The sequence below is a fragment of the Streptomyces sp. NPDC048172 genome (assembly GCF_043202595.1).
In the GTDB taxonomy this organism is placed as follows: domain Bacteria; phylum Actinomycetota; class Actinomycetes; order Streptomycetales; family Streptomycetaceae; genus Streptomyces.
In genome coordinates, this window is the sequence record NZ_JBIDAT010000001.1 from 541,742 (window position 1) to 565,054 (window position 23,313).

The 23,313-nt window shown below is 69.0% G+C and carries 27 protein-coding genes; 8 read left to right on the forward strand and 19 right to left on the reverse strand.

Going from position 1 to position 23,313, the window contains the following annotated elements:
• Nucleotides 1-48: 48 nt before the first annotated feature.
• The 7 genes from ACGF3A_RS02580 to ACGF3A_RS02610 all read right to left on the reverse strand — a co-directional run bounded on the left by ACGF3A_RS02580 (nt 49) and on the right by ACGF3A_RS02610 (nt 7,051).
• Nucleotides 49-753: an ABC transporter permease gene (locus ACGF3A_RS02580; protein WP_393724981.1), complete on the reverse strand. Its 705-nt coding sequence runs from the start codon at nt 751-753 to the stop codon at nt 49-51.
• A complete protein-coding gene (locus ACGF3A_RS02585; protein ID WP_393724983.1) occupies nt 750-2,768 on the reverse strand; it encodes a recombinase family protein in 2,019 nt (672 codons plus the stop codon). The genes ACGF3A_RS02580 and ACGF3A_RS02585 overlap by 4 nt, the downstream gene beginning before the upstream one ends.
• A 265-nt stretch (nt 2,769-3,033) precedes the next feature.
• Nucleotides 3,034-4,470 (reverse strand): replication initiator, encoded by a 1,437-nt coding sequence (locus tag ACGF3A_RS02590; RefSeq protein WP_393724985.1) that lies wholly within the window; start codon nt 4,468-4,470, stop codon nt 3,034-3,036.
• A 166-nt stretch (nt 4,471-4,636) separates the two neighbouring features.
• A complete protein-coding gene (locus tag ACGF3A_RS02595) occupies nt 4,637-4,828 on the reverse strand; it encodes a hypothetical protein (protein ID WP_393724987.1) in 192 nt (63 codons plus the stop codon).
• On the reverse strand, nt 4,825-6,165 hold the full coding sequence (locus tag ACGF3A_RS02600; protein WP_393724989.1) for an FtsK/SpoIIIE domain-containing protein: 1,341 nt from the start codon (nt 6,163-6,165) through the stop codon (nt 4,825-4,827). Before ACGF3A_RS02600 ends, ACGF3A_RS02595 begins: the two co-directional genes overlap by 4 nt.
• Nucleotides 6,165-6,668 carry a hypothetical protein gene (locus ACGF3A_RS02605; protein ID WP_393724991.1) on the reverse strand — a complete coding sequence of 168 codons (504 nt, stop codon included), beginning with the start codon at nt 6,666-6,668 and terminating at the stop codon, nt 6,165-6,167. The genes ACGF3A_RS02600 and ACGF3A_RS02605 overlap by 1 nt, the downstream gene beginning before the upstream one ends.
• A complete protein-coding gene (locus tag ACGF3A_RS02610; protein ID WP_393724993.1) occupies nt 6,668-7,051 on the reverse strand; it encodes a hypothetical protein in 384 nt (127 codons plus the stop codon). Before ACGF3A_RS02610 ends, ACGF3A_RS02605 begins: the two co-directional genes overlap by 1 nt.
• 203 nt (nt 7,052-7,254) lie before the next feature.
• On the opposite strand from ACGF3A_RS02610, the gene ACGF3A_RS02615 reads away from it, so the two are divergent.
• On the forward strand, nt 7,255-8,043 hold the full coding sequence (locus ACGF3A_RS02615; protein WP_393724995.1) for a GntR family transcriptional regulator: 789 nt from the start codon (nt 7,255-7,257) through the stop codon (nt 8,041-8,043).
• A 665-nt stretch (nt 8,044-8,708) separates the two neighbouring features.
• Entirely contained in the window at nt 8,709-8,963 is a 255-nt protein-coding gene (locus ACGF3A_RS02620; RefSeq protein WP_393724997.1) for a hypothetical protein, read from the forward strand.
• A gap of 73 nt (nt 8,964-9,036) precedes the next feature.
• Here the strand turns inward: ACGF3A_RS02620 and ACGF3A_RS02625 are convergent, their stop codons facing one another.
• From ACGF3A_RS02625 to ACGF3A_RS02650, 6 genes are all read right to left on the reverse strand, one after another.
• On the reverse strand, nt 9,037-9,219 hold the full coding sequence (locus tag ACGF3A_RS02625) for a hypothetical protein (RefSeq protein ID WP_393724999.1): 183 nt from the start codon (nt 9,217-9,219) through the stop codon (nt 9,037-9,039).
• A 556-nt stretch (nt 9,220-9,775) separates the two neighbouring features.
• On the reverse strand, nt 9,776-10,201 hold the full coding sequence (locus tag ACGF3A_RS02630) for an SH3 domain-containing protein (RefSeq protein ID WP_393725001.1): 426 nt from the start codon (nt 10,199-10,201) through the stop codon (nt 9,776-9,778).
• A gap of 66 nt (nt 10,202-10,267) precedes the next feature.
• A complete protein-coding gene (locus ACGF3A_RS02635) occupies nt 10,268-10,633 on the reverse strand; it encodes an SH3 domain-containing protein (RefSeq protein WP_393725003.1) in 366 nt (121 codons plus the stop codon).
• Between the two features lie 576 nt (nt 10,634-11,209).
• On the reverse strand, nt 11,210-11,614 hold the full coding sequence (locus ACGF3A_RS02640; RefSeq protein ID WP_393725005.1) for a hypothetical protein: 405 nt from the start codon (nt 11,612-11,614) through the stop codon (nt 11,210-11,212).
• A gap of 270 nt (nt 11,615-11,884) precedes the next feature.
• Complete coding sequence (locus ACGF3A_RS02645) at nt 11,885-12,472, reverse strand: hypothetical protein (RefSeq protein WP_393725007.1); 588 nt, start codon at nt 12,470-12,472, stop codon at nt 11,885-11,887.
• A 315-nt stretch (nt 12,473-12,787) separates the two neighbouring features.
• Nucleotides 12,788-13,087, reverse strand: coding sequence for a hypothetical protein (locus ACGF3A_RS02650; protein ID WP_393725009.1), 300 nt, complete (start codon nt 13,085-13,087; stop codon nt 12,788-12,790).
• Between the two features lie 322 nt (nt 13,088-13,409).
• Here ACGF3A_RS02650 and ACGF3A_RS02655 point away from each other — a divergent pair, with 322 nt between their 5' ends.
• Together ACGF3A_RS02655 and ACGF3A_RS02660 are read left to right on the forward strand one after the other, a co-directional pair.
• Nucleotides 13,410-14,228: a Scr1 family TA system antitoxin-like transcriptional regulator gene (locus tag ACGF3A_RS02655; RefSeq protein WP_393725011.1), complete on the forward strand. Its 819-nt coding sequence runs from the start codon at nt 13,410-13,412 to the stop codon at nt 14,226-14,228.
• A complete protein-coding gene (locus ACGF3A_RS02660; RefSeq protein WP_393725013.1) occupies nt 14,218-14,442 on the forward strand; it encodes a DUF397 domain-containing protein in 225 nt (74 codons plus the stop codon). The genes ACGF3A_RS02655 and ACGF3A_RS02660 overlap by 11 nt, the downstream gene beginning before the upstream one ends.
• 60 nt (nt 14,443-14,502) lie before the next feature.
• Here the strand turns inward: ACGF3A_RS02660 and ACGF3A_RS02665 are convergent, their stop codons facing one another.
• From ACGF3A_RS02665 to ilvA, 4 genes are all read right to left on the reverse strand, one after another.
• Complete coding sequence (locus ACGF3A_RS02665) at nt 14,503-15,363, reverse strand: ABC transporter permease (protein ID WP_393725015.1); 861 nt, start codon at nt 15,361-15,363, stop codon at nt 14,503-14,505.
• Nucleotides 15,360-15,560, reverse strand: coding sequence for a hypothetical protein (locus ACGF3A_RS02670; RefSeq protein ID WP_393725017.1), 201 nt, complete (start codon nt 15,558-15,560; stop codon nt 15,360-15,362). Before ACGF3A_RS02670 ends, ACGF3A_RS02665 begins: the two co-directional genes overlap by 4 nt.
• Entirely contained in the window at nt 15,557-16,564 is a 1,008-nt protein-coding gene (locus tag ACGF3A_RS02675; protein WP_393725019.1) for an ATP-binding cassette domain-containing protein, read from the reverse strand. The genes ACGF3A_RS02670 and ACGF3A_RS02675 overlap by 4 nt, the downstream gene beginning before the upstream one ends.
• A gap of 176 nt (nt 16,565-16,740) precedes the next feature.
• Nucleotides 16,741-17,991 (reverse strand): threonine ammonia-lyase, encoded by a 1,251-nt coding sequence (ilvA, locus tag ACGF3A_RS02680; RefSeq protein ID WP_393725021.1) that lies wholly within the window; start codon nt 17,989-17,991, stop codon nt 16,741-16,743.
• A gap of 203 nt (nt 17,992-18,194) precedes the next feature.
• Between ilvA and ACGF3A_RS02685 the strand changes: the two genes are divergently transcribed.
• From ACGF3A_RS02685 to ACGF3A_RS02695, 3 genes are read left to right on the forward strand one after another with little or no spacing between them, the layout of a single operon-like run.
• The gene (locus ACGF3A_RS02685) at nt 18,195-18,767 is read left to right on the forward strand and encodes a MarR family winged helix-turn-helix transcriptional regulator (protein WP_393725023.1); all 573 of its coding nucleotides are present in this window, start codon (nt 18,195-18,197) and stop codon (nt 18,765-18,767) included.
• A gap of 47 nt (nt 18,768-18,814) precedes the next feature.
• Entirely contained in the window at nt 18,815-19,303 is a 489-nt protein-coding gene (locus tag ACGF3A_RS02690; protein WP_393725025.1) for a sigma factor-like helix-turn-helix DNA-binding protein, read from the forward strand.
• A 3-nt stretch (nt 19,304-19,306) separates the two neighbouring features.
• Complete coding sequence (locus tag ACGF3A_RS02695; protein WP_393725027.1) at nt 19,307-19,552, forward strand: hypothetical protein; 246 nt, start codon at nt 19,307-19,309, stop codon at nt 19,550-19,552.
• A 53-nt stretch (nt 19,553-19,605) separates the two neighbouring features.
• On the opposite strand, the gene ACGF3A_RS02700 is transcribed toward ACGF3A_RS02695, so the two are convergent.
• On the reverse strand, nt 19,606-20,793 hold the full coding sequence (locus ACGF3A_RS02700) for a cystathionine gamma-synthase (RefSeq protein ID WP_393725029.1): 1,188 nt from the start codon (nt 20,791-20,793) through the stop codon (nt 19,606-19,608).
• Nucleotides 20,794-20,889: 96 nt separating this feature from the next.
• On the opposite strand from ACGF3A_RS02700, the gene ACGF3A_RS02705 reads away from it, so the two are divergent.
• The gene (locus ACGF3A_RS02705; RefSeq protein WP_393725031.1) at nt 20,890-22,086 is read left to right on the forward strand and encodes a hypothetical protein; all 1,197 of its coding nucleotides are present in this window, start codon (nt 20,890-20,892) and stop codon (nt 22,084-22,086) included.
• A gap of 4 nt (nt 22,087-22,090) precedes the next feature.
• Here the strand turns inward: ACGF3A_RS02705 and ACGF3A_RS02710 are convergent, their stop codons facing one another.
• Nucleotides 22,091-23,263, reverse strand: coding sequence for a PP2C family protein-serine/threonine phosphatase (locus ACGF3A_RS02710; RefSeq protein ID WP_393725033.1), 1,173 nt, complete (start codon nt 23,261-23,263; stop codon nt 22,091-22,093).
• Nucleotides 23,264-23,313 lie beyond the last annotated feature (50 nt).

A 23,313-nucleotide genomic window follows, 5' to 3' on the forward strand; every position in this document is an offset into this window, starting at 1 on the left:
GGAAGAGGGGGCGGGCCCGCGGGCCCGCCCCCTCTCACGTCGTAACGGTCAGCCCGCCGCCCGGCGGTACTTGCGGACCGCGAGCGTACGGAAGCCCAGCAGGATCACGACCGACCAGATCACCGAGGCCAGGACCGGGTGCTGCATGGGCCAGGCGTCCGGGGCCTCGAAGCCGGGCGGCAGATTGCCGAACAGCTCGCGGCAGGCCTGGACGGTGGTGCTGAACGGGTTCCACTCGGCGATGTGCCGGAAGAACGTCGGCAGGTTGTTGGAGTCGACGAAGGCGTTCGAGATGAACGTCAGCGGGAACAGCCAGATCAGCCCGCCCGAGGTGGCCGCCTCCGGGGTGCGGACGGAGAGCCCGATGAGGGCGCCGATCCACGAGAACGCGTACCCGAGGAGGAGCAGCAGGCCGAAGCCCGCGAGGATCTTGCCCGCGTTCTCACTGGTGCGCCAGCCGATGAGCAGGGCCACGCCCGCCAGCACCACGAGGGTGAGCGCGGTCTGCACCAGGTCCGCGAGCGTACGCCCCGTGAGGACCGCGCCGCGCGCCATGGGCAGCGACCGGAAGCGGTCCACGAGGCCCTTGTGCATGTCCTCGGCGATGCCCGCGCCCGCACCGGCGGTCGCGAAGGTGACGGTCTGGGCGAAGATGCCCGCCATCAGGAACTCGCGGTAGTCCTGCGAGGAGAGCGAGCCGCCGACCTGGATGGAGCCGCCGAAGACGTAGGTGAAGAGGATCACGAACATCACGGGCTGGATGAGCCCGAAAAGGACGATTTCGGGGAAGCCTGTGCGTGAGTATGGTTTTGGTTTCGCCCGTCGCCCTGCGCCTCCGCGTCCTCCAGCTCCAGCGCCGCGAACTGCGGGTCCACGCTCCCTGTGACTTCCATAGGCGGCAGGATCATGAGGGGCGGCACAGGGGCCCCGTCAGAGACCGCCAGGGCCTCTATGGCCGCTTGCCAGGCTCCAGAGGTGCGCCAGGCTTCCGCCCGCCGCCTAACCGCGTGCCACGAGTTCCCTGAGACCTCCACCTCTGTCCACCGTGCGGCGGTGCGGAGCTTCCACGTGATGGCATCGAACATGTCTCGGTTGGAGGCTCCTTGCTGGCGTGAGGTCGGTAGAAGTGCGTCGATCGCTTCCCATTGCTCATCTGTCACGGGCAGAGGGACCGGGGTGTTCGTCTCCCTGTGCCACTCCGCCAGCGGGTCAGCGATGCCCTTACGTCGAGGGCTCCCCTTGCCCGTCACGTGGACGCGAACGTCCAACAGTTCGAGCAGGTCACGACGTTGCACGATGGAGAAGGACTCAATCTTCGTCGCCTGCGCTTCCACTTGGGCGATGATCTCGTCTGCCCGCTGCTGCTGTTCCTCGGCCTCCCGTAGCCAGCGCGCTACCCGCTCACGTTCAACTGTGAGTTCGTCCTCCTTGGCTTGTAGAGCTTTCTTCACCTCCTGCACTGTTTCCGTGTCGATGGCATCCCCGGCACCTTCGCCCATCTCGTCCTCTAGGAGGCTGGAGAGCTTTTCGAGGAGTTGACCCTTACGGCTGGCCCTCTTTTTCTCAATCTCCGCGTCAAGCTCTGCCAGGCGCCGCCTGTACGTCTCGGCGCGTGTCGGAATGGCGCCTAGCCACTTTGCGGCCAAGGCGCGGAATTTTTCGACGTCGGAGAGGAGTTTCTGAATTTCTGCCCAGACGGCCTTTTCGACGTCCGGTGCCGGGAGTTCAGAACATGAGCAATCGAGCCCTAGGCGCTTACCCATGCATCGGTAGTAAGCAATAGGCGAACTTGAGGATTTGCCGCCGGTGTAATAGCCGCCGCACACGGAGTGGAACCGCCCCGACAGTAGGTAGTAGGCGCGATTCTGCTTCTGGAAAGACTTCCGCTTGAGTGCCCTGCGGAGAGCTTCCACACGCTGTGGATCGCTGATCGGGCGAGGAACATCGATCCGGAATACCTCGAATACCTGATCTTCGTCGTCGCCGCTGGTCCGCTCAATGCGGAATTCTACATACCCGTCGAGAGCGGTCGAGTCGAGACGCTTCGCGAGGTTAGCGCCAGTCCAGGGGAGGCCATTGCGTGTGCGGAACCCCAGATTGTTCAAATATTCTGCGGATTCATCCCGTGAATACCCGAGGTCCACGAGCAGGTTAGTCGCGACCTCGAAGACGCGAATTTCATCTTCGCAGAGAACCGGTACAGCATTTCTGCCCTTCCCGCTGAGGGTGACGCCGAACGGCGGTTGCCCCAAGGGCCAGCCGCCAGCGGTGATTTTCTGATAGCGTCCGCCGCTGGTTCGCTCAAGAATGAGCGTGTGCTCCAGCTCTGCCATGTATGAAAGCAGGCTGAGCATGATTCCGAAAAGTTCATCGTCGCTGTCGAGTCGGCCATCTGCCGTCGCAACACGGATTTTGTGATGCTTGGTCGCGTTGAACACCCAGAGGTGAATATCCTCCATGGTGCGACCGATGCGGTCGAGCTTACCGAAAACCACAAGGTCGATTAGGCCGTCTTCTATCGCCTTCGTCATTGAGTCGAGATCGGGGCGTGAGTCCTTCTTTCCTGATTCGCCGCCGTCAACGAATACCTTGAAGATTTTGTATCGCCCGCGTCCGATTTTGAAGTCCAGCCACGCCCGGCACTGTTGCTCCTGCGTGTCCAGTCCGTAGCCGTCCACCTGCCTCGCTGTCGAGACCCGAAGGTAGATCGCTACCCGAACCACGCCGCGTGCTGCCTTGCGCCCGCGCATGACGGTACTCTTGCCCATGTCAGTCCTCCTACGACTGGCGGGTCAATCCTTGTGATCGGCCCGGTCCCCGGGGGTGCCCGCCCCCGGGGACCTACATGTACTGGTCACAGGGTATTGGGATCCCCGTCGCCTGTCAGGCGATCTGCTGAATCGCCTTCACTTTCCTTGGCGAATCGACCGAAGAGTATTTCTGCTAGTTTCTGAATCTGGTATTCATCCCACTCTGTCGCCTGCCATCGAGAAGCGACGCATCCCGGCCTTAGGGAATTTCTGGGCGCGTTCTTCATGAATCCCGCCCAAGTTCCATGGCAATCGCGTCCCGGCGCGCCTCGCGAGAGAGTTCTGTGTCTGCGAGAATCGCGGCGGATATTTCTGCCTCCCCGAGGGTGTACCCGGATCCGACGTAGCGCCAGGCTGATTCAATCGTCGCGACAGGGAATGCCTTGTCGGCAGGAGTGCCCCCGGAGTGTTCCGCGCGTGCGGCGCGGAGTGCGCCGTATGTGGTGGAGTAGCAGCGGGATTTGGTGAGTGCGTGTCCTCGGTACCCGAGGGTGTGAGTCCATGCCCGCAGGTGGAGGGGGGCGAGTTCGGGGAGTCCGCCGAGGCGCCAGCAGGAGGCCATGAGGGTTCGTATGTGGCGGTTGACCGGGGCGAGTTGGATGCTGGCGTATGAGGTTATTCGGTAGTCGATTCCGCCCGCTGAATCGGCTATGGACTTGGATATGTATTTGGCGACGTACGCGGCAACGGCGTCATCTGTAATCGTCTCGCCGGTGAGCGAATCCGGCCGGATGGGGTGGACGTCGAGTTCCTTGCCCCAGCGGATGACGTGTTCGCCGGTGGCGGGTGAGTAGGTGGCGGTGACGCTCACGGAGGCCGCAGCGGCCCGTACGGCGGCCGTCAGCAGCTCGGGCGTGCCCCAGCCGGGCGGGGGCGTCTGGGGCCCGTCAGGGCCGTCCAGGCGGACGACGGCATGGAAGTGGACGGCGCCCCGCCGCTGGTACTCCGCAACCTTGGCGAAGGAGAGGCGCGCATGACGGCGCAGGTGTGACTGAGCGATGCCCGCTTGCGTGGCCAGCGCCCGCCGTACCGCGTCACAGAAGCGGTTCCACAGCCGCCCGGCATTCGCGTGCCACAACACGTGTGCGGTGTAGTCGTAGCAGGCGGAGCAGAGAGGGGTGCCCACGAACGGGTCAGTGAGGGCGTGACGCTGGCCGCAGCCGACCGGACGCCCGTGCTCGCACCGCCCGCCGTCACGCCGGGGTCGGCACGGGGTATCGGGGATGCTGCGGTGAACGGCGCCGAAGGACGGCGCGGTGAGGGTGACGAAGAGCCGGGGGTGCCGCTCGACTTCCGGCCGTACGCCCTTGCCGCCGGTCAGGCCGGAGCGGATGAGCTGGTACGTGTCGCCGGAGTGGAGGCGGGAGCAGGGGGCGCAGCGGGAGGCCCTGCGGTTCTTGCACCGCACCGGGAGGCGCCCGCCGGGTTCGTCGAAGGTGTCGTAGTGCCGGAGGATGGCGCCGGTAGCGGAGTCGCGGACGGTGGTGTGGCCCGCGAGGTAGACGGGGTGTTCGCATCCTCCTATTGCTGTGATCTGTTCCCGCCAGCGCGGGAATGAGGGGTCCTGTATGACCCGGAGGATGTCCCTTTCCGTGAGGGAGAGGGAGCGCAGGCGCTCAGCCGTTTCAAGGGCCGAGCGCCGCGCCGCCTTCTCGTTCACTGGTGGCCCCCTTTCTCTGGGGATTACGGTCCGGTTGGTTTCGTTCATGGAATGTCTCCAGTGGATTCGAGTGCGAGAATGCGACGAGAATGCTTTTGGGATGGCCCCGCGGGCACGAATTGGGAATTCAAAATTTGAGGTACAGGCCGGCTGATGCCGGGGATTTTCAGAGTCCGAATGCGACGAAAGCTGTTTTCACGAACGCCATGACGGGGTAGCCGAACGGCGTCATGCCGAGCAGGAATCCGGCTAGGGCAATGAGGATCACTTGCCATGTCTTGACTTCACGGCTGCGCGCGACCATGAATGCGAAGAGCCATAGGAACGTGTCCACGACCCAGACGCTCGATTGATTCATTCGTTTTCACCTCCTGTCATCACGTAGGTTTTGCGTTCGATTCCCGGGAGCGGCGGCGTGAGGCTCGAATTACGTTCGGCTTCCTGCGCCGCATCTTTTGCGGGAATCGGATTGGACCGGGCGCGCATCCACTGGCCGCCGGTAGTCGTGACCACCGCCACCCCCTTTTCGTGTTCGGAGATGGACTGCGCGACGACCACCGCGTCAGGGCTCACGTCCCCGAGCGTCATTTCCGCCGAGGCGGAATCGTGGGACCGGTGCGCGACCCTTCCGCCCAACTGGGAGCGGAGCGCGGTGACTTTGGGCCCGAGGTCCGAGCCGACCCGCTGACCGGCGAGCACGAGATGCACTCCGAGCGCGGCGCCGAGCTGGGCGAGGCGGAGCAGCAGCGTGCCGCACAGCTCCGCGTCCTCCCGGTCCTGTTTGGTGCCGTCCGTGAGGTACAGCTCTGCAAGTTCGTCCACCAGGACGACCACGGGCACGGGCTGGTCTTCCACCCGCAGATCCCACACCGTGCGCACGCTGGCCGCGCGGCACAGCCGCATGCGGTCGCGCACCAGCTCGACCAGGGAGCCCAGCACGCGGATCGCTTCGGCACGGTCGGTGGCCAGGGCCGACAGGCGCGGCGCGTACAGCCCGAGCTCGACCCCGCCTTTGCAGTCGATGCCGACCAGGGCCACCCGCCGCCGAGCCAGCCCGTGCACCAGCGCTGAGAGGAGCGTGCTCTTCCCGGACTGCGTGGCCCCGGTCACCAGCCAGTGCGGGGTGTGCCGCAGGTCGAGGACCCACGGCGCGTCATCTTCGACGCGGCCGACGAGCACGGCCAGCGTCCCGGGCCCCTCGGCCGGGGGCAGCCCGTCACGGCCGAGGGGATCCATAGGGATGACGGAGATCAGGACCTCTCCGCGCACCGGCGAGGAGACCCGGACGGTGTGCACCTCCCAGGCGTGTTCCATCGCGTGCGCCGCCGCCAGGTAGGGCGCCGGGGTCTGGCCCGGGTGGAGCCGGACGCGGACCCGCAGCCCCGTACGCGTCGGCACCGGCACGCCCATGACCGGGGTCTTGGGCCGCAGCGCCGTGCCCTGGACCACGAGGTTCCGCCCCACCACGCGCTGAGTCGGCGAGAAGGACACGGACAGCCCGTTGAGATGGCACACCCGCCGCCACGTCCACCACATGCGCAGCGCGACCCGGGGGTACCCGGTCAGCCACCAACGCCAGGGGTAGGCATGGACGTTGACCCCGCGCGCGGCCAGCTTCGGTTCCCACCAGCGCTGAGTCAGCACGGCGACGATGATCAGCGCCGTAAGGATCCAGACCACGAGGGAGGCGGGCATCACTCCTCACCCCCGCCCACGTCCCGGTCCTCCCCGCCTTCCCCGTCCGCGTCGCCGGTCACGGCCAGCACCTGACGCGCGCGGTCGGCGGCATCGCTGGCGTGACGGGCCGTCAGCCGAAGGAGGTATTTGATGGTCGGCACGTCCTCCGTGACGGTCAGCAGCGCCTCGGTTCCGGCCATCGCGCGAAGATCACGGAGCAGCTTCCAGAACTCGTTGTCTCCGCCGAGGATCACGGCGCGGGCGCCGATCGCGTCGCCGTCGTCCCCGTCCTCCCGCTGGCCGTCAGGGGCCGGGGTCGTGCCGCCCTCCGCAAGCTGCTTGAGCGCTTCGTCCACGTAGTCCTTGCATGTGCCCCGGCAGGCATACACGGGGCCGCGCTCCGTGACGCCGACCTCCTTGTGCAGGATCTCCACCCGCAGGAAATCGACGCCGCACACCACGCAGGCGCAGCCGTCAGCCTGAGCGTCCGAGAGCCGCCAGAGCCCGGGGGTCTCCTCCATCAGGACTCACCCCCCTTGCGCCCCGGAGCCGGAGCCGATGCCGGGGCCGAGCCCGCAGCGGGCGACGGAGCCGGACCGGCCGGGGCGATCGTCTCCGCCCGCCAGGCCGTGCCCGACCGCCCCTCTTGCGACCAGTCGATAGCCGTCAGACCCGTCACGGTGACCTCGGCGCCCTCTGCGATGCCGCGCGGCTCGACGATCGTCACTACGTCGATGCCGTGCGTGCGCCGCCGCCCTTCCTCGCGGATCACGAGCCCCGTGACGAACTGAGTGTTGCCCTCGCGGTCCGTACGGATCTGGCCATCCGGGGTCGTGCGCGGTTCCGGCGCCACGGTGCACCGGATGACGCCGAGCCGGGCAGCGTCGATCGGTTTGTTCTGCATATCTCGCCTCTCTTCTCGGTCATCCACTTATCCGGATGAGTGACAAGGAGACTAGTCCAGGGCGACAGGAACCGGTCAACCGGTTATCCGGATGACTGGTCGGGTGGGACGCTGGGGATGGACCGGATATGGTCCAGATCCACTCATCCTGATGAGTGGTTGACCACCGCACCGCCCCGAGTGATCTCTGCCGAGGAGGAGACGTGCCCGAGACCCCCACCCACACCGAGCCGCTTGAGACCCCTACGCCGCGCTACATGCAGTTGGCGCGACGCGTGGCCGACGAGATCAAGGCAGGCAAGTACGCGCCGGGGGATCTGCTGCCGTCCGAGGCGGAGATGAGCAAGCGGTACGGCGTCGGCAAGCACACGGTCCGCGCCGCCATCGCCGAACTGCGCGGCATGGGGCTTATCGACGTGCGCCAGGGCAAAGGCAGCATCGTGCGCGGCGAGCCAGGACCGGCGCACGAGATCAATCGGGCGATCAGCCGCAGCGGCAAGAAGTGGAAGCTCCATGAGGGCATGAGCGAGGCCGGAGAGCCCTGCGTGACCCGAACGACGTTCGACGGCCTCCCCGCCCATCTCATGGACATGCAGGACCAGGACGCGTTCAGCGTTGACCGCCAGCTCTACGCCCCGGAGACCGGCGCCCGCGCCGCGCACCGGATGCTCATCCCGCTGTCGACCGCCGCCCTCGCGCCCGACCTCGGCACGGAGCCGGACGCCCCCGTCGAGGTGATCTACGGGCGGCTGAGCGACGCTGGCGAGTCCCTTTCCTGGACCGATCACGTGACCGCCCGCTTGCCGTATCCGGACGAGCGCGCGGCCCTCTCGCTGCCGGACGGCTCCCCTCTCATGCTCGCCTACCGGGTCACGCACGGCACCGACGAGAGGCCGCTGCTGTGCGAGGAACTGCGCGCCCCGGCGGTCGCGCACCGGCTCGTGTTCCCGGTCTGGCCGACCCGTGCCAGCCGCCCGCGCCAATCGGTGTAACTCTTCTTCACTTGCTCTAGGGCGGCGCCTGCGGCGCCGCCGGGGCGGCCTTTGCCGCCCCGGGCAGGCTGCGGCCTGACGGCCGGTCCTGCCCGGTCGGCAGGCCGCCCGCGAAGCCAGCTCCCCGCCCTTGAGCAGCTTGAAGCCCCCGCTCAAGCGGGGGCTTTCCCGTGCGCGCACCCGTCCCGCGGATTCGCCCGCCAGCCGTGCCGCTCCAGCACCGCGCCCGGCATCCCGTGCCCGCTCCCGGAACGGGCCTGAGACGCCGTCAGCACCCATGCCGCGCGCTCTCCCGCCGGTCAGGGACTCCAGTTCGGGCCGGTGGTACCAGGGGCGCTATAGCGCGCCCCTGGACCCCGCCCAGCGAGGCGACCTCACGCGCGAATGCGGGCATCGTCTCGGCTGATCACCGTGCGCGCGTGAGGACACCACGCCCGTATCTCAAGATGCGGCACGTCGCCGCGTCCGCCACACACTCCCGATCCGGACATGGCAAGCGCCGTGGTCGGCTGGCGTCGAAGGCGTCAGGCGTGATCTAGGGCGGCGAACTAGAAGGCCCCGGAAGGAGACGAGCAAGGTGTTTCGGGCGTGCCCGAAGGTCCTCCCGCACACGCCCCCATGCGAGCGACCATGGCCCCTTGAACCCGGACGGCAAGGGGGAATGCATGCGCACCAGACGACTAGCAGCGGCCGTTGCCGTGGCCGTCATCGCAGGCGGAGGCATCGGACTCACCGCCAGCACAGCCGCAGCCAGCGACGGGGACGGCTCCCCGGAGTCCACCGTCACCGTCAACGACGAGAACGGCAGCGGACCCGGCAGCGGCTCGCTCGCGCCATCGGGCGACGAGAACGGCGGCGGACCCGGCGGGGGCGTGTTCGCGCCGCCGGACGACAACGGCTCGCCGGGCAGCGGCGGGTGAGTCGAGAACGGCGAAGCGCCCCGCTCTCCGCAGGGGGAGGGCGGGGCGCTTCGCGTCGAGGAGCCGCCGGTGGTCAGTCGGGGCAGCGCCGGGCGTGATCTTCAGCAGCGAACCGGGGCGGGCCCGCTCCGGTGATCGGGATGGGGCGGGGGCACCCCTCGCACATGATCACCTCTCCGCGCTGGTCGCTCTCGACCCACACCGCCGAGCCCTTGCGCGTCGTCCACGATTCGCCGCCCCGGAACGGCCGCCTCACGCTGCCTCCCCCGCCCCGTCCTCACGCGCAGCCGGAGCGGCGCCAGCTCGCAGAATCGGGCAGTCCCTCAGAGCCGCCATGCTCTCCAGAGTGGACGCGATCCGGCGCGCAGCCTCGGGCCGTAGCCACACCACGGCCTCACCGCGCGGCCCCGCGTGGGGAGTTGCCACGGCGCCGCCGGAGACGCCGTTGAGCTGGTCTGCTGCCTCCCTGGCGATCTCCCAGGCGCCCACGTAGTCGAGATCCCGCACCCACATCGCGTCTTCCGGATCGGGGCCCCCGGACAGCCCGCGCGACGACATCAGATATCCAACCTCCCATTGCTCGGACCGAGTTGTGGGCACAGGCGTGCCGACCCCCGTCGTCGTGCCAGGCCAGCGAACGCAGTAATCCCCCGCATGCACCGCAAAATCGGTCACCAAACGTTCACGCAGTGCTACTTCACGCGCACAACTACACCTGACTGCTCAGTAGCAGTCAAGGAATCAAGCAACCCCCTCCCGCAGAACGGGAGGGGGCGCAAGGATCTTTCAACGGTCTCCCAAGGGGCGGGAGATCAGCGGGCGTCCGAGCAGCCCGGAGGCAGCGTCAGCGTCACCTCGGGAACCGGGCCCGGCAGCACGTACTTGGCCGCCACCCATCCCCGCGTGCCGTCGTGCAGCCCGCCAGCGCTCGTACCCAACAGCTTCACCCGGGCCCAGTCACCCCGACAGTGGGAGATCTTGACCCGATCCATCTCGTAAAGCTGACCCCGGGCGTCGTGATCGCGACCGGGCCCGTTGCGGACCCGCAGGCCGTCATCCAGCACCGTCGATGTGTAGGGAGCCGGAAGCAGCACCCCAGGGATGCCCGGAGGCAAAGGGGCCTCCATCGCGGACGCCTGCGACGGGATCGCGACCATGCCGACCGCAGCCGCCGACGCACACACCGCCACACCGCCGAGCCGACGCGCCCGCGTCCGTCCAGCACCATTGACCTTCATTGCTTCTCCTCAGATTCAGACACAGGCGCCAGCCGACCCGGCGCCCTCTCGGATCACTCCCGGCCGTCACGACCGGTACAGGTAGGAGTCGGTCACCCAGCCCACGTAGCCGCCCGGCAGGCCGCCCCGTGAGTCCCGGGTGAGCATCACCTGATTCCACCGCTGGCCCGTGCGGTCGTTCGTCCAGTCGAGAACCTGAACCTGGTCCCCCTGGTACACGAGCCCCGTTGCACCGTTCGCGGTGCCCGGACCGGTCCTCACCCGGAGGCCGTCCACCGTCACGTCCGCCAGATCCGACGAGGACCACGAATAGCCGTCGTTCGCCGGAGCCGAGGCCGACGCCGCCGAGGCCGTAGCCGCCCCCGCCATCCCCAGACCCAGCACCGCGACACCCGCGACGACCGCAGCCCGAATTCCTGTACGTGCGTTCAAAACTGACACCTCATCAGTTCGAAGGAAGGCCGACAGCACCCCCGCGAGGAGAGCCGTCCGCCTGGACCCGCACAGCTTCCAACTCACCCATGTAGCCGGTCAACCACTTATCCGGATGAGTGGCGGGACGAAGAGACGACTCCAGCATGCGGCCACGTCGGCAACGGGCCTGCGAAACGGACATAAAGGGAGGAAGGTCAGGCCGGCGAGACTCGCGAATTCGGACATCACGGGCGAGGCGGCTACCTGTCGCCAACCGGCGACGAGCACCAGGACGTGCCCATCAGGCGCACCAGCCACCGCACGAGACGACTGACGGAGCCGGGGTCTAGGGCGCCGCCAGCGTCCCGAGCGACTACTCGGATTCCCTCCCGTCCGCCCCGGCAAGCCTGTAAAACCAGCCAACGAACGCGAGGGGAGCGACCCGGGCCGAGGGTCGGAGCAGACCACCGAGCCGCCCCCGCTGCATCAGCCTGCCCCGTGAGGGAACATCCGATCTCCAGAGCAGGAATCGACACTCGAACGAGGACGAGCACCAGGACGTGCCCGACGAGAGTGAGTGAGCAGCCTCTCCAGTCAGGTCACGAATGCCCGGCGGAGCATCGCGGTGGTATCCACTTCGGGGAAGCGTTGTCCGATCTCCCGGACAGCTTGCTCGATGAGAGGTTCAAGGACGCCGGGTGCGCACGTGTGGACCAACTCCCGAAGACGGTCCTCCAACTGCGCTACGTCGTCAGGGAGTCGCAATTCATCAACGAGCGGGACCCCATCCGACTTGTAGCGGGCAGCGGGTAGCCCCACCTTGTGCGGATGGACGCAGACGGGCACACCGTCAGCGGTGTACCGGTGCCCGTCCTGCGAGCTGAACGGGAAATCCCGGCTCGGGCGCTCCGCCACGTCGAACTCACCCACGGGGAGACGGCGCGACGGGCAGATGCCGCACGCCCAATGATCATCGTTCCTGACGAACGCGTCATCCATGGCGAAAGGCTAGGGGGACAAGCACCCGCCCGTGCGCCCTACGAGCTGAGGGCACACGGGCGGGTGAGTCCCGCCGGATCTCATAGCGGGGGAGCCATGGGGGGTGAACCGGCGGGAGCACGGGGCCTAGCCGACGTACACGGCGTACATCACCAGGGCGATGCAACTTGCCACGATCGAGACGGCTAGAAACGGCCCGGGGTCAAGGGGTACCGCCCGCGCCGTTGCCTTAGTCCGGCGCATCGACACGCGCATGATCGATCCTCCTGTCTACGCGGCAGTCGTGGCGAAGCCCGGAGCGATGCGCCTACCGGCCTCGAAGACCCCGATCCCCTCGTACTTACGGGTCACGATGGCCGTCCGGCGCTCCGTCTCGGTCTTGTCGAGCCAGTAGCGTTCGTTCACCGGGCCCCAGGCCGCGCGGTACACCTGGTGGGTGTAGTCGCCTGGCTCCCATGCCCCGATGGCCTCACGGTCCGTGGCATGGACGAACTTGATTCCGGTGCGTTCCTGAATCCGGCTGAGAACGGTGAACTGCGCGGCGAGCGCGTGGATCATCACGTCCACCGGAACCGGGACGGCGACCTCGGCCGCGTCCTCGTTGCCGTCCGTCATCTCGTAGACGGCTGACTTGATGGCCATAACGCGGATGGCCTCGGGGAACAGCGGGTCCGTGTCCTTGCGGACGTCGTACCCGTCGAGCAGCGCGTACCCGGTGAAGTCGGTCCATGCTTCGTCGTAGGACTTGCAGGACTCCGCCAGCCGCCCGAACTCCGGGTCCGCTTCCAGCGTCGTCAGCATTTCCTGTGCGCGCTCCGCCACCCTCTCAGGGGCGGGACGCTCCAGCGTTGCGTTCACTGCTGCACTCTCCTTCACGGTTGTGTGCCTTGCAGACCCGCACGGCCGCAGACCGTCACGAACACGGCCGTGCGGGCAACCCGCCCCGATCAGCGCCCGACCTGTCCATGACGCCGACCCACTGATCAAGGCGGGAGCCTCGGTAGTCCGTGGCCCGACTCCCCCACCCCTTGCGAACCCCGGCAGGGGGAGCCGGACCACCTTCCCCGCGCGTGCCTGGGGGGATCCGGTGAGCCATCGGATCGGCACGGGCGGAGGTACTAGCCCGCCCCGGGCATGTGCGGGGAGATCTGGCCCAGGGCAGGAGTCAGAGGGTCAGAGGTAGATCTGTTCACGACAGACCGAACAGATGGTCTTGCCGTCCTTCTCTTCCGTCTTCGGGTGAGGGCACCCAGTCCCTTGCGTGGTGTCCACCAGCCACACGGAGTAAGGCATTGCCTCGTGTTCCCGACCACCCCCGAACGGGCGGATGAATGCCACATCGCGCGGCTTGCTAGTGCGCGGTGCGTAGGGGTCAATGAGATCTTTGAGCACGCTTGCCAGGTGGCCAACGAAGCCCGTCGCTTCGTCGCGGACGAGGGCACCGATGTGCTCCTCAAGAGCCTGTGTCTTCATCGCCGCCGTGCCCCGTCTCGAACTACCTCCGCCATCTTTCGGGCGACGGATGCGGAGATCTCCCCGAGCACGACGAACCCACTCTGGGGATCCTGAGGAACATCCATCGCCGGGAAGTTCAGTCCCGCGAGCTTGAAGGCGGCGGCCAACTCCTCACGAGCCTCCCTCACCTCATGGGGCTTGCTGGCGGACGGGCCGGGGGATGACATGACACAGATTCCTTTCCGTACGTGTTGAGCCGCTTACAGCGTGCGTACGCACTGGCTACGCTGCTAGGGGGGAGGACTTGACAACGCCGCAATCAAGAACCGGAGTTGGGCGCATGGCAGAGCGCGAACACAAGAGCGCACGCGAGAAGTACGGCGAGGAGCTACGTCGTCGGCGTGTGGCCGCTGGCCTGACACAGACAGAACTGAGCGTCGATGTGGTCTGTTCGCACACCTTGATTAGCCACATCGAGGCCGGGCGCCGTCTGCCTACTCCCGATGATGCGAAGCGACTAGACAAGGCGCTTAAGGCGGACGACTGGTTCTCTCGGTGGTTGGAGGACCTCGAACCCCGGTACGCGGATCACTTCAACGAAGCCGCAGAGCTTGAGAGGCAAGCAACTGAGTTGAGGCAGTACGGCGCAATGCTCATCCCTGGACTGCTGCAGACGCCGGAATACGCTCGCACGGTCTTTCGCGCGTACTCGCCCAACCACACCGCGTCAGAGGTTGACAAGCAGGTAGTCAATCGAACTGAACGATCACTGGTGCTTGAAGAGCCCACGTCGCCCGTAGTCTGGACCCTGTTGGACGAAGCCGTCATCCGACGACCAGTCGGGGGGAGGCTGGTGATGCCTGAACAGCTCACCAAGATTGCCGACATGGGAGAGAGCGGCCGAATCAGGCTGCACGTGCTTCCGTTCAGTGCCGGGGCTCACTCGCTCATGGAAGGCATGGTGTCGTTGATGTCGTTCAGCGACTCTGCACCCGTCGCCTACGTTGAAGGCGTCGTCACGGGGAACCTCATGGACGATCCGGCGCTAGTGACAGAGTGCCGCGCATCCTACGATCTTGCGATGAGCGACGCGCTGTCGCAGCAAGATTCACTAGCCCTCATGAGGGCAGTTGCAGAGGACCACTCACATGGAAAATGAGCACGTTATCCCCGATGCGTCCGCTCTCACGGCGTGGCGCAAGAGCAGCTACAGCGGGGGCGGCAACGGCGATTGCATAGAGGTCTGCGACGCCTACCCGTCCGGAGTCCCGGTACGCGACTCGAAGACCCCGGAGGGTCCTGCTCTCCTCTTCGGCGCATCAGCTTGGACCTCATTCCTGAACGCCGTCCGGGATGAGACTGCCAACCGGTAGTCAAGCCGAGAGCGCCCCCTCCACCGCTTGGGGAGGGGGCGCTCTCGTGTCGTGCTGGGGTCAAGCAGCCTGGCGGTACTTGCGGACGGCGAGGGTGCGGAACAGCGCGATGATCGCGACTGACCAGAGCACCGAGGCAAGCGCCGGATGCTGCATCGGCCAGGCGTCGGGCACCGGGTAGTTCGGGGGAAGGTTCCCGAACAGGTCCCGGCAGGCTACGACTGTGGCGCTGAACGGGTTCCACTCGGCAATGTGCTGAAGGAACGTCGGCATGTTCTGCGAGGGGACGAACGCCACTGAGATGAACGTCAGCGGGAACAGCCAGATCAGCCCGCCCGAGGTAGCCGCCTCCGGGGTGCGGACCGAGAGTCCGATGAGAGCCCCGATCCAGGTGAAGGCGTAGCCGAGCAGGAGCAGCAGGCCGAAGCCCGCGAGGACCTTGGGGAGGCCGTCATGCGCGCGCCAGCCGACGAGTAGCGCGACGACGGCGAGCACGACCAGCGTGAGCGCGGTCTGCACCAGGTCCGCGAGCGTACGCCCGGTGAGGACCGCGCCGCGCGCCATGGGCAGCGACCGGAAGCGGTCTACGAGGCCCTTGTGCATGTCCTCGGCGATGCCCGCGCCCGCGCCCGCCGTAGCGAACGTGACGGTCTGGGCGAAGATGCCCGCCATCAGGAACTCTCGGTACTGCGAGGCGTCCGTTCCGGAGCCAGGGACCTTGATGGACCCGCCGAATACGTAGCTGAACAGCACTACGAACATAATTGGCTGGATAAGCCCGAAAATAACCACTTCGGGAATCCGAACCATGCGAATCAAGTTCCGTCGGGCCATCACCAGGGAGTCACGGACCGATTGGACGGCGCCGCCTCGGCCAGCAGGTGCAGTCGTGGCGGGCGCCGTCTGCGTGGTGGCACTCACAGCGCAAGCTCCTTCCGGCCGCTCAGCCGTGAGGCCGAGATGGAACCTAGCCGATACGGGCGAACACGATCCGGAATCCGGGTCATGCGGATCAGATTGCGCCGGGCGACGACCAGGGAGTCGCGGACCGACTGCATGACGCCCCCTCGGCCCTTGGGCGCCGCCGTGGCGGGCGCCGCCTGCGTGGTGGCACTCACTTCGCGGCCTCCTCGGTCTCGTCCTTCTCGGCGCCCTTCGCCGTCTCGTCCTCGGCCGCGTGGCCCGTGAGGGAGATGAAGACGTCGTCGAGGGTCGGCCTGCGCAGGCCGATGTCGTCGATCTCGATGCCCTGCGTGTCCAGTTCGCGGATGACCTCCGCGAGGAGCTTGGCGCCGCCGGTGACGGGGACGGTCAGCTTCCGGGTGTGGTCCTCCACGGCGACGCTGTCCGCCGCGGCGCCGGGCAGCGCGTGCCGCTCCAGGATCCCGCGGGCCGTGGGGATGTGATCGCGCTCGTGGACGACGACCTCGATGCGCTCGCCGCCCGTCTGGGCCTTCAGCTGGTCGGAGGTGCCGCGCGCGATGACCTTGCCGTGGTCGACGACGGCGATGTCGTGCGCGAGGCGGTCGGCCTCCTCCAGGTACTGCGTGGTGAGCAGCAACGTCGTGCCGCCGGAGACGAGTTCCTCGATGACCTCCCACAGGGCCTGCCTGTTGCGGGGGTCGAGGCCGGTCGTCGGCTCGTCCATGAACATCACGGGCGGGCTGACCACCAGCGCGGCGGCCAGGTCGAGCCTGCGGCGCATGCCGCCCGAGTACGTCTTCGCCGTACGGTCGGCGGCGTCCGCGAGGTTGAACCGGTCGAGCAGCTCGACAGCGCGTTTCTTCGCGTCGCGCCCGGACATCTGGTAGAGCTGCCCGACCATCTGCAGGTTCTCGCGGCCGGTCAGATACTCGTCGACGGCGGCGAACTGACCGGAGAGGCCGATCGAACGCCGCACGGCTGTCGGGTGCTTGAGGACGTCGATCCCGGCGACCACCGCCTTGCCGCTGTCGGGCTGGAGGAGGGTCGTGAGGACGCGCACGGCGGTGGTCTTCCCCGCCCCGTTCGGCCCGAGCAGGCCGAGGACGGTGCCTTCCGGCACGTCGAGATCGACGCCGTCCAGAGCCCTCACCTCGCCGAAGGTCTTCACCAGCCCCTCGGCATAAATGGCACCTGGCATGGGTGGACTCCTGAAAGATGTGGAGTGGTGCTACGGAAATGCTAGATCCGCCGGACAGTTCCGGCATGTACGGAATGCGACGGGCGTGCGGCCCGGCGCTCAGCAGTATGGGGTGACGCGATGTATCGCGTCAAGCAATACGCGATAGTTCGCGTTCAGTGACCGGTGTGCTCAGGTCAGCTCATGACCGTGTAACCCGCGGCGCGGAGCGACGAGGCGACGTCGACGCAGTGCTCCGGGCCCTTCGTCTCCAAATGCAGCTCCACCTCCGCTTCGTCGAGCCCGAGCCGGGGATCGGTCCGGACGTGGCTCACATCCAGGACGTTAGCGTCCACCACTGACAATTCCCGGAGGAGTGCGGCCAGGGCCCCCGGGCGGTCGTGGATCCGCAGCCGCAGCGACAGGTAGCGCCCCGCCGCCGCCATGCCGTGCCGCAGCGTGCGCTGCAGGACCAGTGGATCGACGTTCCCCCCGGACAGCACCGCGACCACCGGCCCCGCGAAGCTCCCCGGCGACGCCAGCAGCGCGGCCACCGGAGAAGCCCCCGCCGGTTCCACCACGAGCTTGGCCCGCTCCAGGCAGAGCAACAGCCCGCTGGAGAGGGCGTCTTCGGACACCGTACGGACCTCGTCCACGAGATCACCAACGATTTCGAAGGGGATGTCCCCGGGGCGGCCCACCTTGATCCCGTCCGCCATCGTCGCGACCGACTCCAGCGCGACCGGACGCCCCGCCGCCAGCGAGGGCGGATACGCCGCGGCGCCCTCGGCCTGCACGCCGATCACGTGGACGTCGGGCCGCAGCGCCTTCACGGCCACCGCGATGCCCGCCGCCAGTCCACCGCCGCCGATCCCCACGACGATCGTGCGCACCTCCGGGCACTGCTCCAGGATCTCCAGGCCCAGCGTGCCCTGCCCCGCCACCACGTCCGGGTGGTCGAAGGGGTGGATGAAGACGGCGCCCGTACGCGCCGCGTACTCCTGGGCCGCCTCCAGCGTCTCGTCCACCACATGCCCGTGCATCCGCACCGTGGCCCCGTACTCCCGGGTCGCCGCGACCTTCGGCAGCGGCGCCCCCACCGGCATGAACACGGTGGAGCGCACCCCCAGCAGCGAGGCCGCGAGCGCGACGCCCTGCGCGTGGTTGCCCGCGCTGGCCGCGACGACGCCCCGCGCGCGCTCCGCGGGCGGGAGCCCCGCGATGCGCACGTACGCGCCCCGCAGCTTGAACGAGCCGGTGCGCTGCAGGTTCTCGCACTTGAGATGGACGGGGGAGCCGACCAGGGAGGTGAGGTGCCTGCTCCCCTCCATCGCGGTCGTACGGGCGACCCCCTCAAGGGTCTTGCGCGCCATGCGAACGTCGTCCACGGAGACGCGGGGGAGGGTGGGCGGTGCCTCCCCGCGGCCTCCGGCTGTGCTGGTGACCATGTCGCCAGTCTCGCAGCACGGGGGCCGCCCCTGCCCGGCCGGAACCGGCGAGGACTCCGTATCGTCACTCCCAGGTCACCGGTTCGTGCAGCGACGGTACGCCCGGCGGCCGGTCCGCGTACTCTGTGCCCCACCACCCCCGTACCCGCACGTACCGGAACGCTGGAACCCTTCCGCAGACCAAAGAAGCGAGCACCCCGGCCATGCCCACGCACCCGGACATGACGACAGACATCACCGACGACCACGCGGTGCCTGCCGAGGACCGGACCGTCTCCACCGGCTCCTCCGGCTCCTCCGTCTTCGACGCGATGCAGCACCAGATCGCCGTCTTCGCGCGGCGCGCCGAGCAGACCCGGCTCGGCGGCGTCGGACAGGCCCGCAACTCGATGGACCGTGCCGCCTACCTCCTGCTCAACAGGCTCGACCAGGAAGGTCCGATGGGCGTCAAGGCGCTCGCGGCCGGCATGGGCATCGACTCCTCGACCGTGACCCGGCAGGTCGCCCCGCTCGTCGAGTCCGGCCTGGTCAAGCGGACCTCGCACCCGGAGGACGGCCGTGCCGTCGTGCTCCAGCTCTCGCCGCGCGGCGAGGCCAGGCTGGAGGAGGTGCGCTCCTCGCGCCGTGAGCTGATGGAGCTTGTCACCGACGGCTGGAGCGAGGAGGAGCGGGAGCAGTTCTGCACCCTCCTCACCCGTTTCAACACCTCGCTGCTCGGCGTCAACCCCGGTGGCCCGGCGGGCACTCCGCCAGGTCACGACGTTCCCGCCTCTTGATTTGATCAGCGTCGCTGCCGTCCTATAGGCGGCAGGAGGCGCGCACAGTGCGAGAGCGGCGGGCACGGCAGGAGCGCCGCCGCGCCCGGGAGTTCGACGCGTTCGTCGCGGGTGCGGGCGGCAGGCTGCTGCATGCCGCCACCCTCCTCACCACCGAGACGCCGGGCGCGACGCCCGGTTCGACGCCCGAGGCCGAGCGGCTGCTCGTCGGCGCGCTCGCCCGCACCTGCGCCGACTGGGACCGGCTGCGCGGCGAGGATCCGTACGAGTACACGCGCCAGGAGCTGGCCGCGCGCTTCTCCCACACCGCCTGGCGCTACCGCCGCGACCGCGGCGGGCTGCTCGGCGCGCTGCCGCCGCAGGAGCGCCTCGTGCTGGTGCTGCGGCTCTTCGAGGGCGTCGCCGAGGAACAGACCGCAGCCGGGCTCGGCCTGCCCGTCGAGCGCGTCCGCGCGCTGTGCGTACGCGGCATGGCCACGGTCCTCAGCGCGCCCCGCGAGAGACCCGGGCCCGTGGTCGCCGAGGGGGTGACGTGACGCGTGAGGCTGCCGGACCGTAAGGAACGGGAGGTGCGCCGCCTGCTGGACGGGGTGGAGCCCCTCCCGCCCGACCTCGCCGAGCGCGCCCTGACGCTGGGCACCCGGATCGCCCGCCGCCGCCGTCGGCTGCGCAACGGCGCCTGGTTGGTCCTCGTGCTCACCGTCCTGGCCCTCGCGGTGTGGGCACTCGCGTACGACCCGTGGACGGCGGCGCCGCCGGAGACGTCACCGACGGTGGGCTGGTAGAACGCCCCGGGAGACGCCCCGAAGGGGCGTCTCAGGGTCACGGGGCTGCGCCGTTACGCCAAGGCCTGCGTCAGGTCCGCCAGCAGGTCGTCCTGGGACTCGATGCCGACCGAGAGGCGGACCAGGTCGTCCGGGACCTCCAGGGCCGAGCCCGCCGCCGAGGCGTGCGTCATCAGGCCCGGGTGCTCGATCAGCGACTCCACGCCGCCCAGGGACTCACCCAGCGTGAACAGCTTGGCCCGGTCGCAGACCGCGACGGCCGCCTTCTCGCCGCCCGCGACGCGGAACGAGACCATGCCGCCGAAGGCCCGCATCTGCTTCGCCGCGACCTCGTGCCCCTGGTGGGAGGGGAGGCCCGGGTAGAAGACCTGGGTCACCTTCGGGTGCGCCTCCAGGAGCTGGGCGACGCGGGAGGCGTTCGCGCAGTGCCGGTCCATCCGTACCGCCAGCGTCTTGATGCCGCGCATCACCAGCCAGGCGTCGAACGGGCCCGCGACGGCGCCCATCGAGTTCTGGTGGAAGGCGAGGTCGTCGCCGAGCGCCGGGTCGCTCACCACCAGCGCGCCGCCGACCACGTCGGAGTGGCCGCCCATGTACTTCGTCGTGGAGTGCACGACGACGTCCGCGCCCAGCGCCAGCGGCTGCTGGAGGTACGGGCTCGCGAAGGTGTTGTCCACGACCAGCCGGGCCCCCGCGCCGTGCGCGATCCCGGCGAGGGCCGCGATGTCGGTGATGCCCAGCAGCGGGTTCGAGGGCGTCTCGACCCACACCGCCTTCGTACGGTCGCGCAGCGCGGCCTGGACGGCCGCGGGGTCGGAGGTGTCGGCCACCGACCACTCCACGCCCCACCGCTCGGCGACCTTGGAGAAGAGGCGGAACGTGCCGCCGTACGCGTCGTTCGGGATCACCACATGGTCGCCGGGGACCAGGAGCGTACGCAGCAGGCAGTCCTCCGCCGCCAGCCCCGAGGCGAAGGCGAGCCCGCGCCTGCCGCCCTCCAGCGCCGCGAGGTTCTCCTCCAGCGCGGTGCGCGTCGGGTTGGCCGAGCGGCTGTACTCGTAGCCGCCGCGCAGGCCGCCGACGCCGTCCTGCTTGTACGTGGACACCTGGTAGATGGGCGGCACGACGGCCCCCGTCGCGGGATCGGCCGTCTGGCCCGCGTGGATGGCGAGGGTCTCGAAACCGCCCGGGGCGCTGCCCGTGCTGTCGCTGTCGGTTGCGTTCTCACGCTGCTCACTCATGAGGCGAGGGTAGTGGGCCGTACGGTGGAGGGTGGGCGCGCTCGGCCGAGCGGTGCCCCGCCCCCTGCCCGTACCGCTCCGTGGAGTACCGACGTCATGGAAGCCCTGCTTCTCCTGATCGCCCTCACCGCCATCATCGGCGTGCTGGCCGTTCCCGCCATGCGCCGCAGACAGCTCCGCCGGGACGCGGCCCACGGGACGGCGCAGCTCTCCGACCCCTCGTCGGGGTACGGCTTCGTGCCCGCCGACCAGCTCGACGTGCGGCTGCCGGGGCCCGACCGGGAGCTGGTCGAGGCGCTGGAGGAGACGCAGCGCACCCAGGAGTGGGAGCCCGTCGCGCGGCTGCTCGCGTTCACCGGCGACGAGTACGAGCTGCGCTGGCAGCGCGTGCAGTCCCTGGCGGGCGCCGCCGCCATGGAGCTGGCCCGCGCCAGGGAGGCCGACGAGGTGGCGGGGACGGCGGGCAAGGCCGGCAAGGAAGGTGCGGCGGCGGCCGACGGGCCCTCCGACGCGGTCTCGTTCGCCAAGGGCCCCCGGCGGCAGGACGCGCGCTGGCTGCGCGAGTGGCGCTCCCAGCGGCCGGGCGACGCGGGCGGCGCGCAGGTGTACGCGCAGTTCCTGGTCTGGCAGGCGCTGGCCGACCCCGCCTCCAGCGACTTCCGCATCATCCTGGAGGAGGCGCGGAACGTCGCGCAGGACGCGGCGAAGCTCGCCGCCGAGGACCCGACGCCGTACCTCGTCGAGCTGATGATCGCCCGTCATCTGAGCTACCGCGAGGCCGACTTCGAGTCCCTGTGGTCCACGGTGCGCCGTCTCGCGCCGCACCACATGGGCGCCCACCTGGCCGCGCTGCCGTACTGGTCGGAGAAGGGCAGCGGCTCCAAGGAGAAGGCCGACGCCTTCGCACGGGCGGCGGCGGGCAAGGCGGCCGAGGGGACGCTGCTGGCCGCGCTCCCGCTCTTCGCCGCGTACACGCACCTGCCCGAGGTCAACCTCGTGCGGGGCCTCTACCAGAGCGCCGAGATCCGGGACGCGATCGAGGCCGCCGAGTTCGCCGTCGACCAGGTCGACGAGGACCACCCGGTACGCCCGCACGTGCTGCACCTGCTGATCTGGTTCCTGGTGCGCGCCGAACGGTACGGCGAGGCGATGGAGGCGCTCGCGGTCGTCGACGGCCATGTGGGCGCCGTGCCGTGGGTCGACGAGGGCGACCCGGGCCAGGCGTACGCGGCCTACCGGGCGCTGGCCATCGCGGGCTGGGAGTCGACGGGCGGGGCGAAGGCGCCGCGCTGACCGCTCACACCCCGCGGCCGGGGGAGCGGCGGACCGTCAGGATGGCCACGTCGTCGTGCGGGCTGCCGGGGCCCGCGAAGTGGCGGGCGTCGTCGTGGAGCGAGCGGGGCAGGTCGGTGGGGGAGAGCGCGGCCCTCTCGGCGAGGCGTTCGGCGAGGGGGTAGAAGGCGCCGTCGGGGGACCGGGTCTCGGTCAGGCCGTCGGTGGTGAGCAGCAGCGTCGCGCCGGGCGGGAAGGGGAACCAGTCCACGGTCAGCGGCTCGGTCGCGAGTTCGGCGAGGCCGAGCGGCACGCCGGAGCCCAGCGGGGGCGTGGTGAGGGCGCCGTCGTGCAGGACCTGGGGCAGGACGTGGCCGCAGTTGGCGGCCTGGACCTGGTCGTGCGCGTCGATGTTGAGGAGGAGGGCGGTGACGAACCGCTCGTCGTCCCCGGTCTGCTCGGCGTACGAGTTGTGCCGCGCGACGGCGGAGTCCAGCGCGTCGGCGAGCGCGGTCAGGGTCGGCTCCCGGTACGCGGCCTCGCGCAGCGCCCCGATGACGGCGAACGCGGCGCCGACCGCCGCCAGGCCCTTGCCCTGGACGTCGCCGATCAGCACCCGGGTGCCCCAGGGGGACTCGACCACGTCGTAGATGTCGCCGCCGATGAGCCGGTCCTCCTGCACGGGCTCGTAGACGCCGTTGACGAGGACGTCGTCGGTGAGCAGCGGGAGGGGGTGCAGGATGTGCCGCTGCATGGCCGCCGCCGTGGAACGCAGCCGCAGCATCTCGGTCTCGCGCTGGATGCGCCGCCCGCAGGCGTAGACGGAGGCCGCGGCGAGGGCGAGCGTGAACAGCACCATCAGGACGCTGTCGAGCCAGGTCTGGCCCTCGGCATGCCGGACCAGCACGGTCGCGGTGACGACGAGCACGGTCCACGCGGCGACGAACCGCGTCTGGCGTACGGTGCACAGCGCGGAGGCCGTGCCCGGCATGAACACCAGCAGCCCCAGCAGCCACACCGCGGACGCGGACAGCAGCCCGAGCAGGATGACCAGGGCCGTGGCCGAGACCACCGCGAGGGCGAGAGTGGTGTCGCGGGGCGGGGCGAACGTTTCGAAGGGGCTGCTGCGGCCGGCGTTGCGGCTGGTGCTGCGGTTGCGGTTGCGGCTGCTGGATCTTCTGCGACGGATGTCGGGCACGGGGTCTCCGGGGCGCTCGGGAAGCTCCTCCCCGCACACTAGGCAGGCCC

Bases quoted from the DNA above. Each gene is read 5' to 3' on its own strand.
- ACGF3A_RS02585 (WP_393724983.1), bottom strand. From the start codon at position 2,768: ATGGGCAAGAGTACCGTCATGCGCGGGCGCAAGGCAGCACGCGGCGTG.
- ACGF3A_RS02595 (WP_393724987.1), bottom strand. From the start codon at position 4,828: ATGAATCAATCGAGCGTCTGGGTCGTGGACACGTTCCTATGGCTCTTC.
- ACGF3A_RS02600 (WP_393724989.1), bottom strand. From the start codon at position 6,165: ATGCCCGCCTCCCTCGTGGTCTGGATCCTTACGGCGCTGATCATCGTC.
- ACGF3A_RS02605 (WP_393724991.1), bottom strand. From the start codon at position 6,668: ATGGAGGAGACCCCCGGGCTCTGGCGGCTCTCGGACGCTCAGGCTGAC.
- ACGF3A_RS02610 (WP_393724993.1), bottom strand. From the start codon at position 7,051: ATGCAGAACAAACCGATCGACGCTGCCCGGCTCGGCGTCATCCGGTGC.
- ACGF3A_RS02620 (WP_393724997.1), top strand. From the start codon at position 8,709: ATGCGCACCAGACGACTAGCAGCGGCCGTTGCCGTGGCCGTCATCGCA.
- ACGF3A_RS02630 (WP_393725001.1), bottom strand. From the start codon at position 10,201: ATGAAGGTCAATGGTGCTGGACGGACGCGGGCGCGTCGGCTCGGCGGT.
- ACGF3A_RS02640 (WP_393725005.1), bottom strand. From the start codon at position 11,614: ATGGATGACGCGTTCGTCAGGAACGATGATCATTGGGCGTGCGGCATC.
- ACGF3A_RS02650 (WP_393725009.1), bottom strand. From the start codon at position 13,087: ATGAAGACACAGGCTCTTGAGGAGCACATCGGTGCCCTCGTCCGCGAC.
- ACGF3A_RS02655 (WP_393725011.1), top strand. From the start codon at position 13,410: ATGGCAGAGCGCGAACACAAGAGCGCACGCGAGAAGTACGGCGAGGAG.
- ACGF3A_RS02660 (WP_393725013.1), top strand. From the start codon at position 14,218: ATGGAAAATGAGCACGTTATCCCCGATGCGTCCGCTCTCACGGCGTGG.
- ACGF3A_RS02675 (WP_393725019.1), bottom strand. From the start codon at position 16,564: ATGCCAGGTGCCATTTATGCCGAGGGGCTGGTGAAGACCTTCGGCGAG.
- ilvA (WP_393725021.1), bottom strand. From the start codon at position 17,991: ATGGTCACCAGCACAGCCGGAGGCCGCGGGGAGGCACCGCCCACCCTC.
- ACGF3A_RS02685 (WP_393725023.1), top strand. From the start codon at position 18,195: ATGCCCACGCACCCGGACATGACGACAGACATCACCGACGACCACGCG.
- ACGF3A_RS02700 (WP_393725029.1), bottom strand. From the start codon at position 20,793: ATGAGTGAGCAGCGTGAGAACGCAACCGACAGCGACAGCACGGGCAGC.
- ACGF3A_RS02705 (WP_393725031.1), top strand. From the start codon at position 20,890: ATGGAAGCCCTGCTTCTCCTGATCGCCCTCACCGCCATCATCGGCGTG.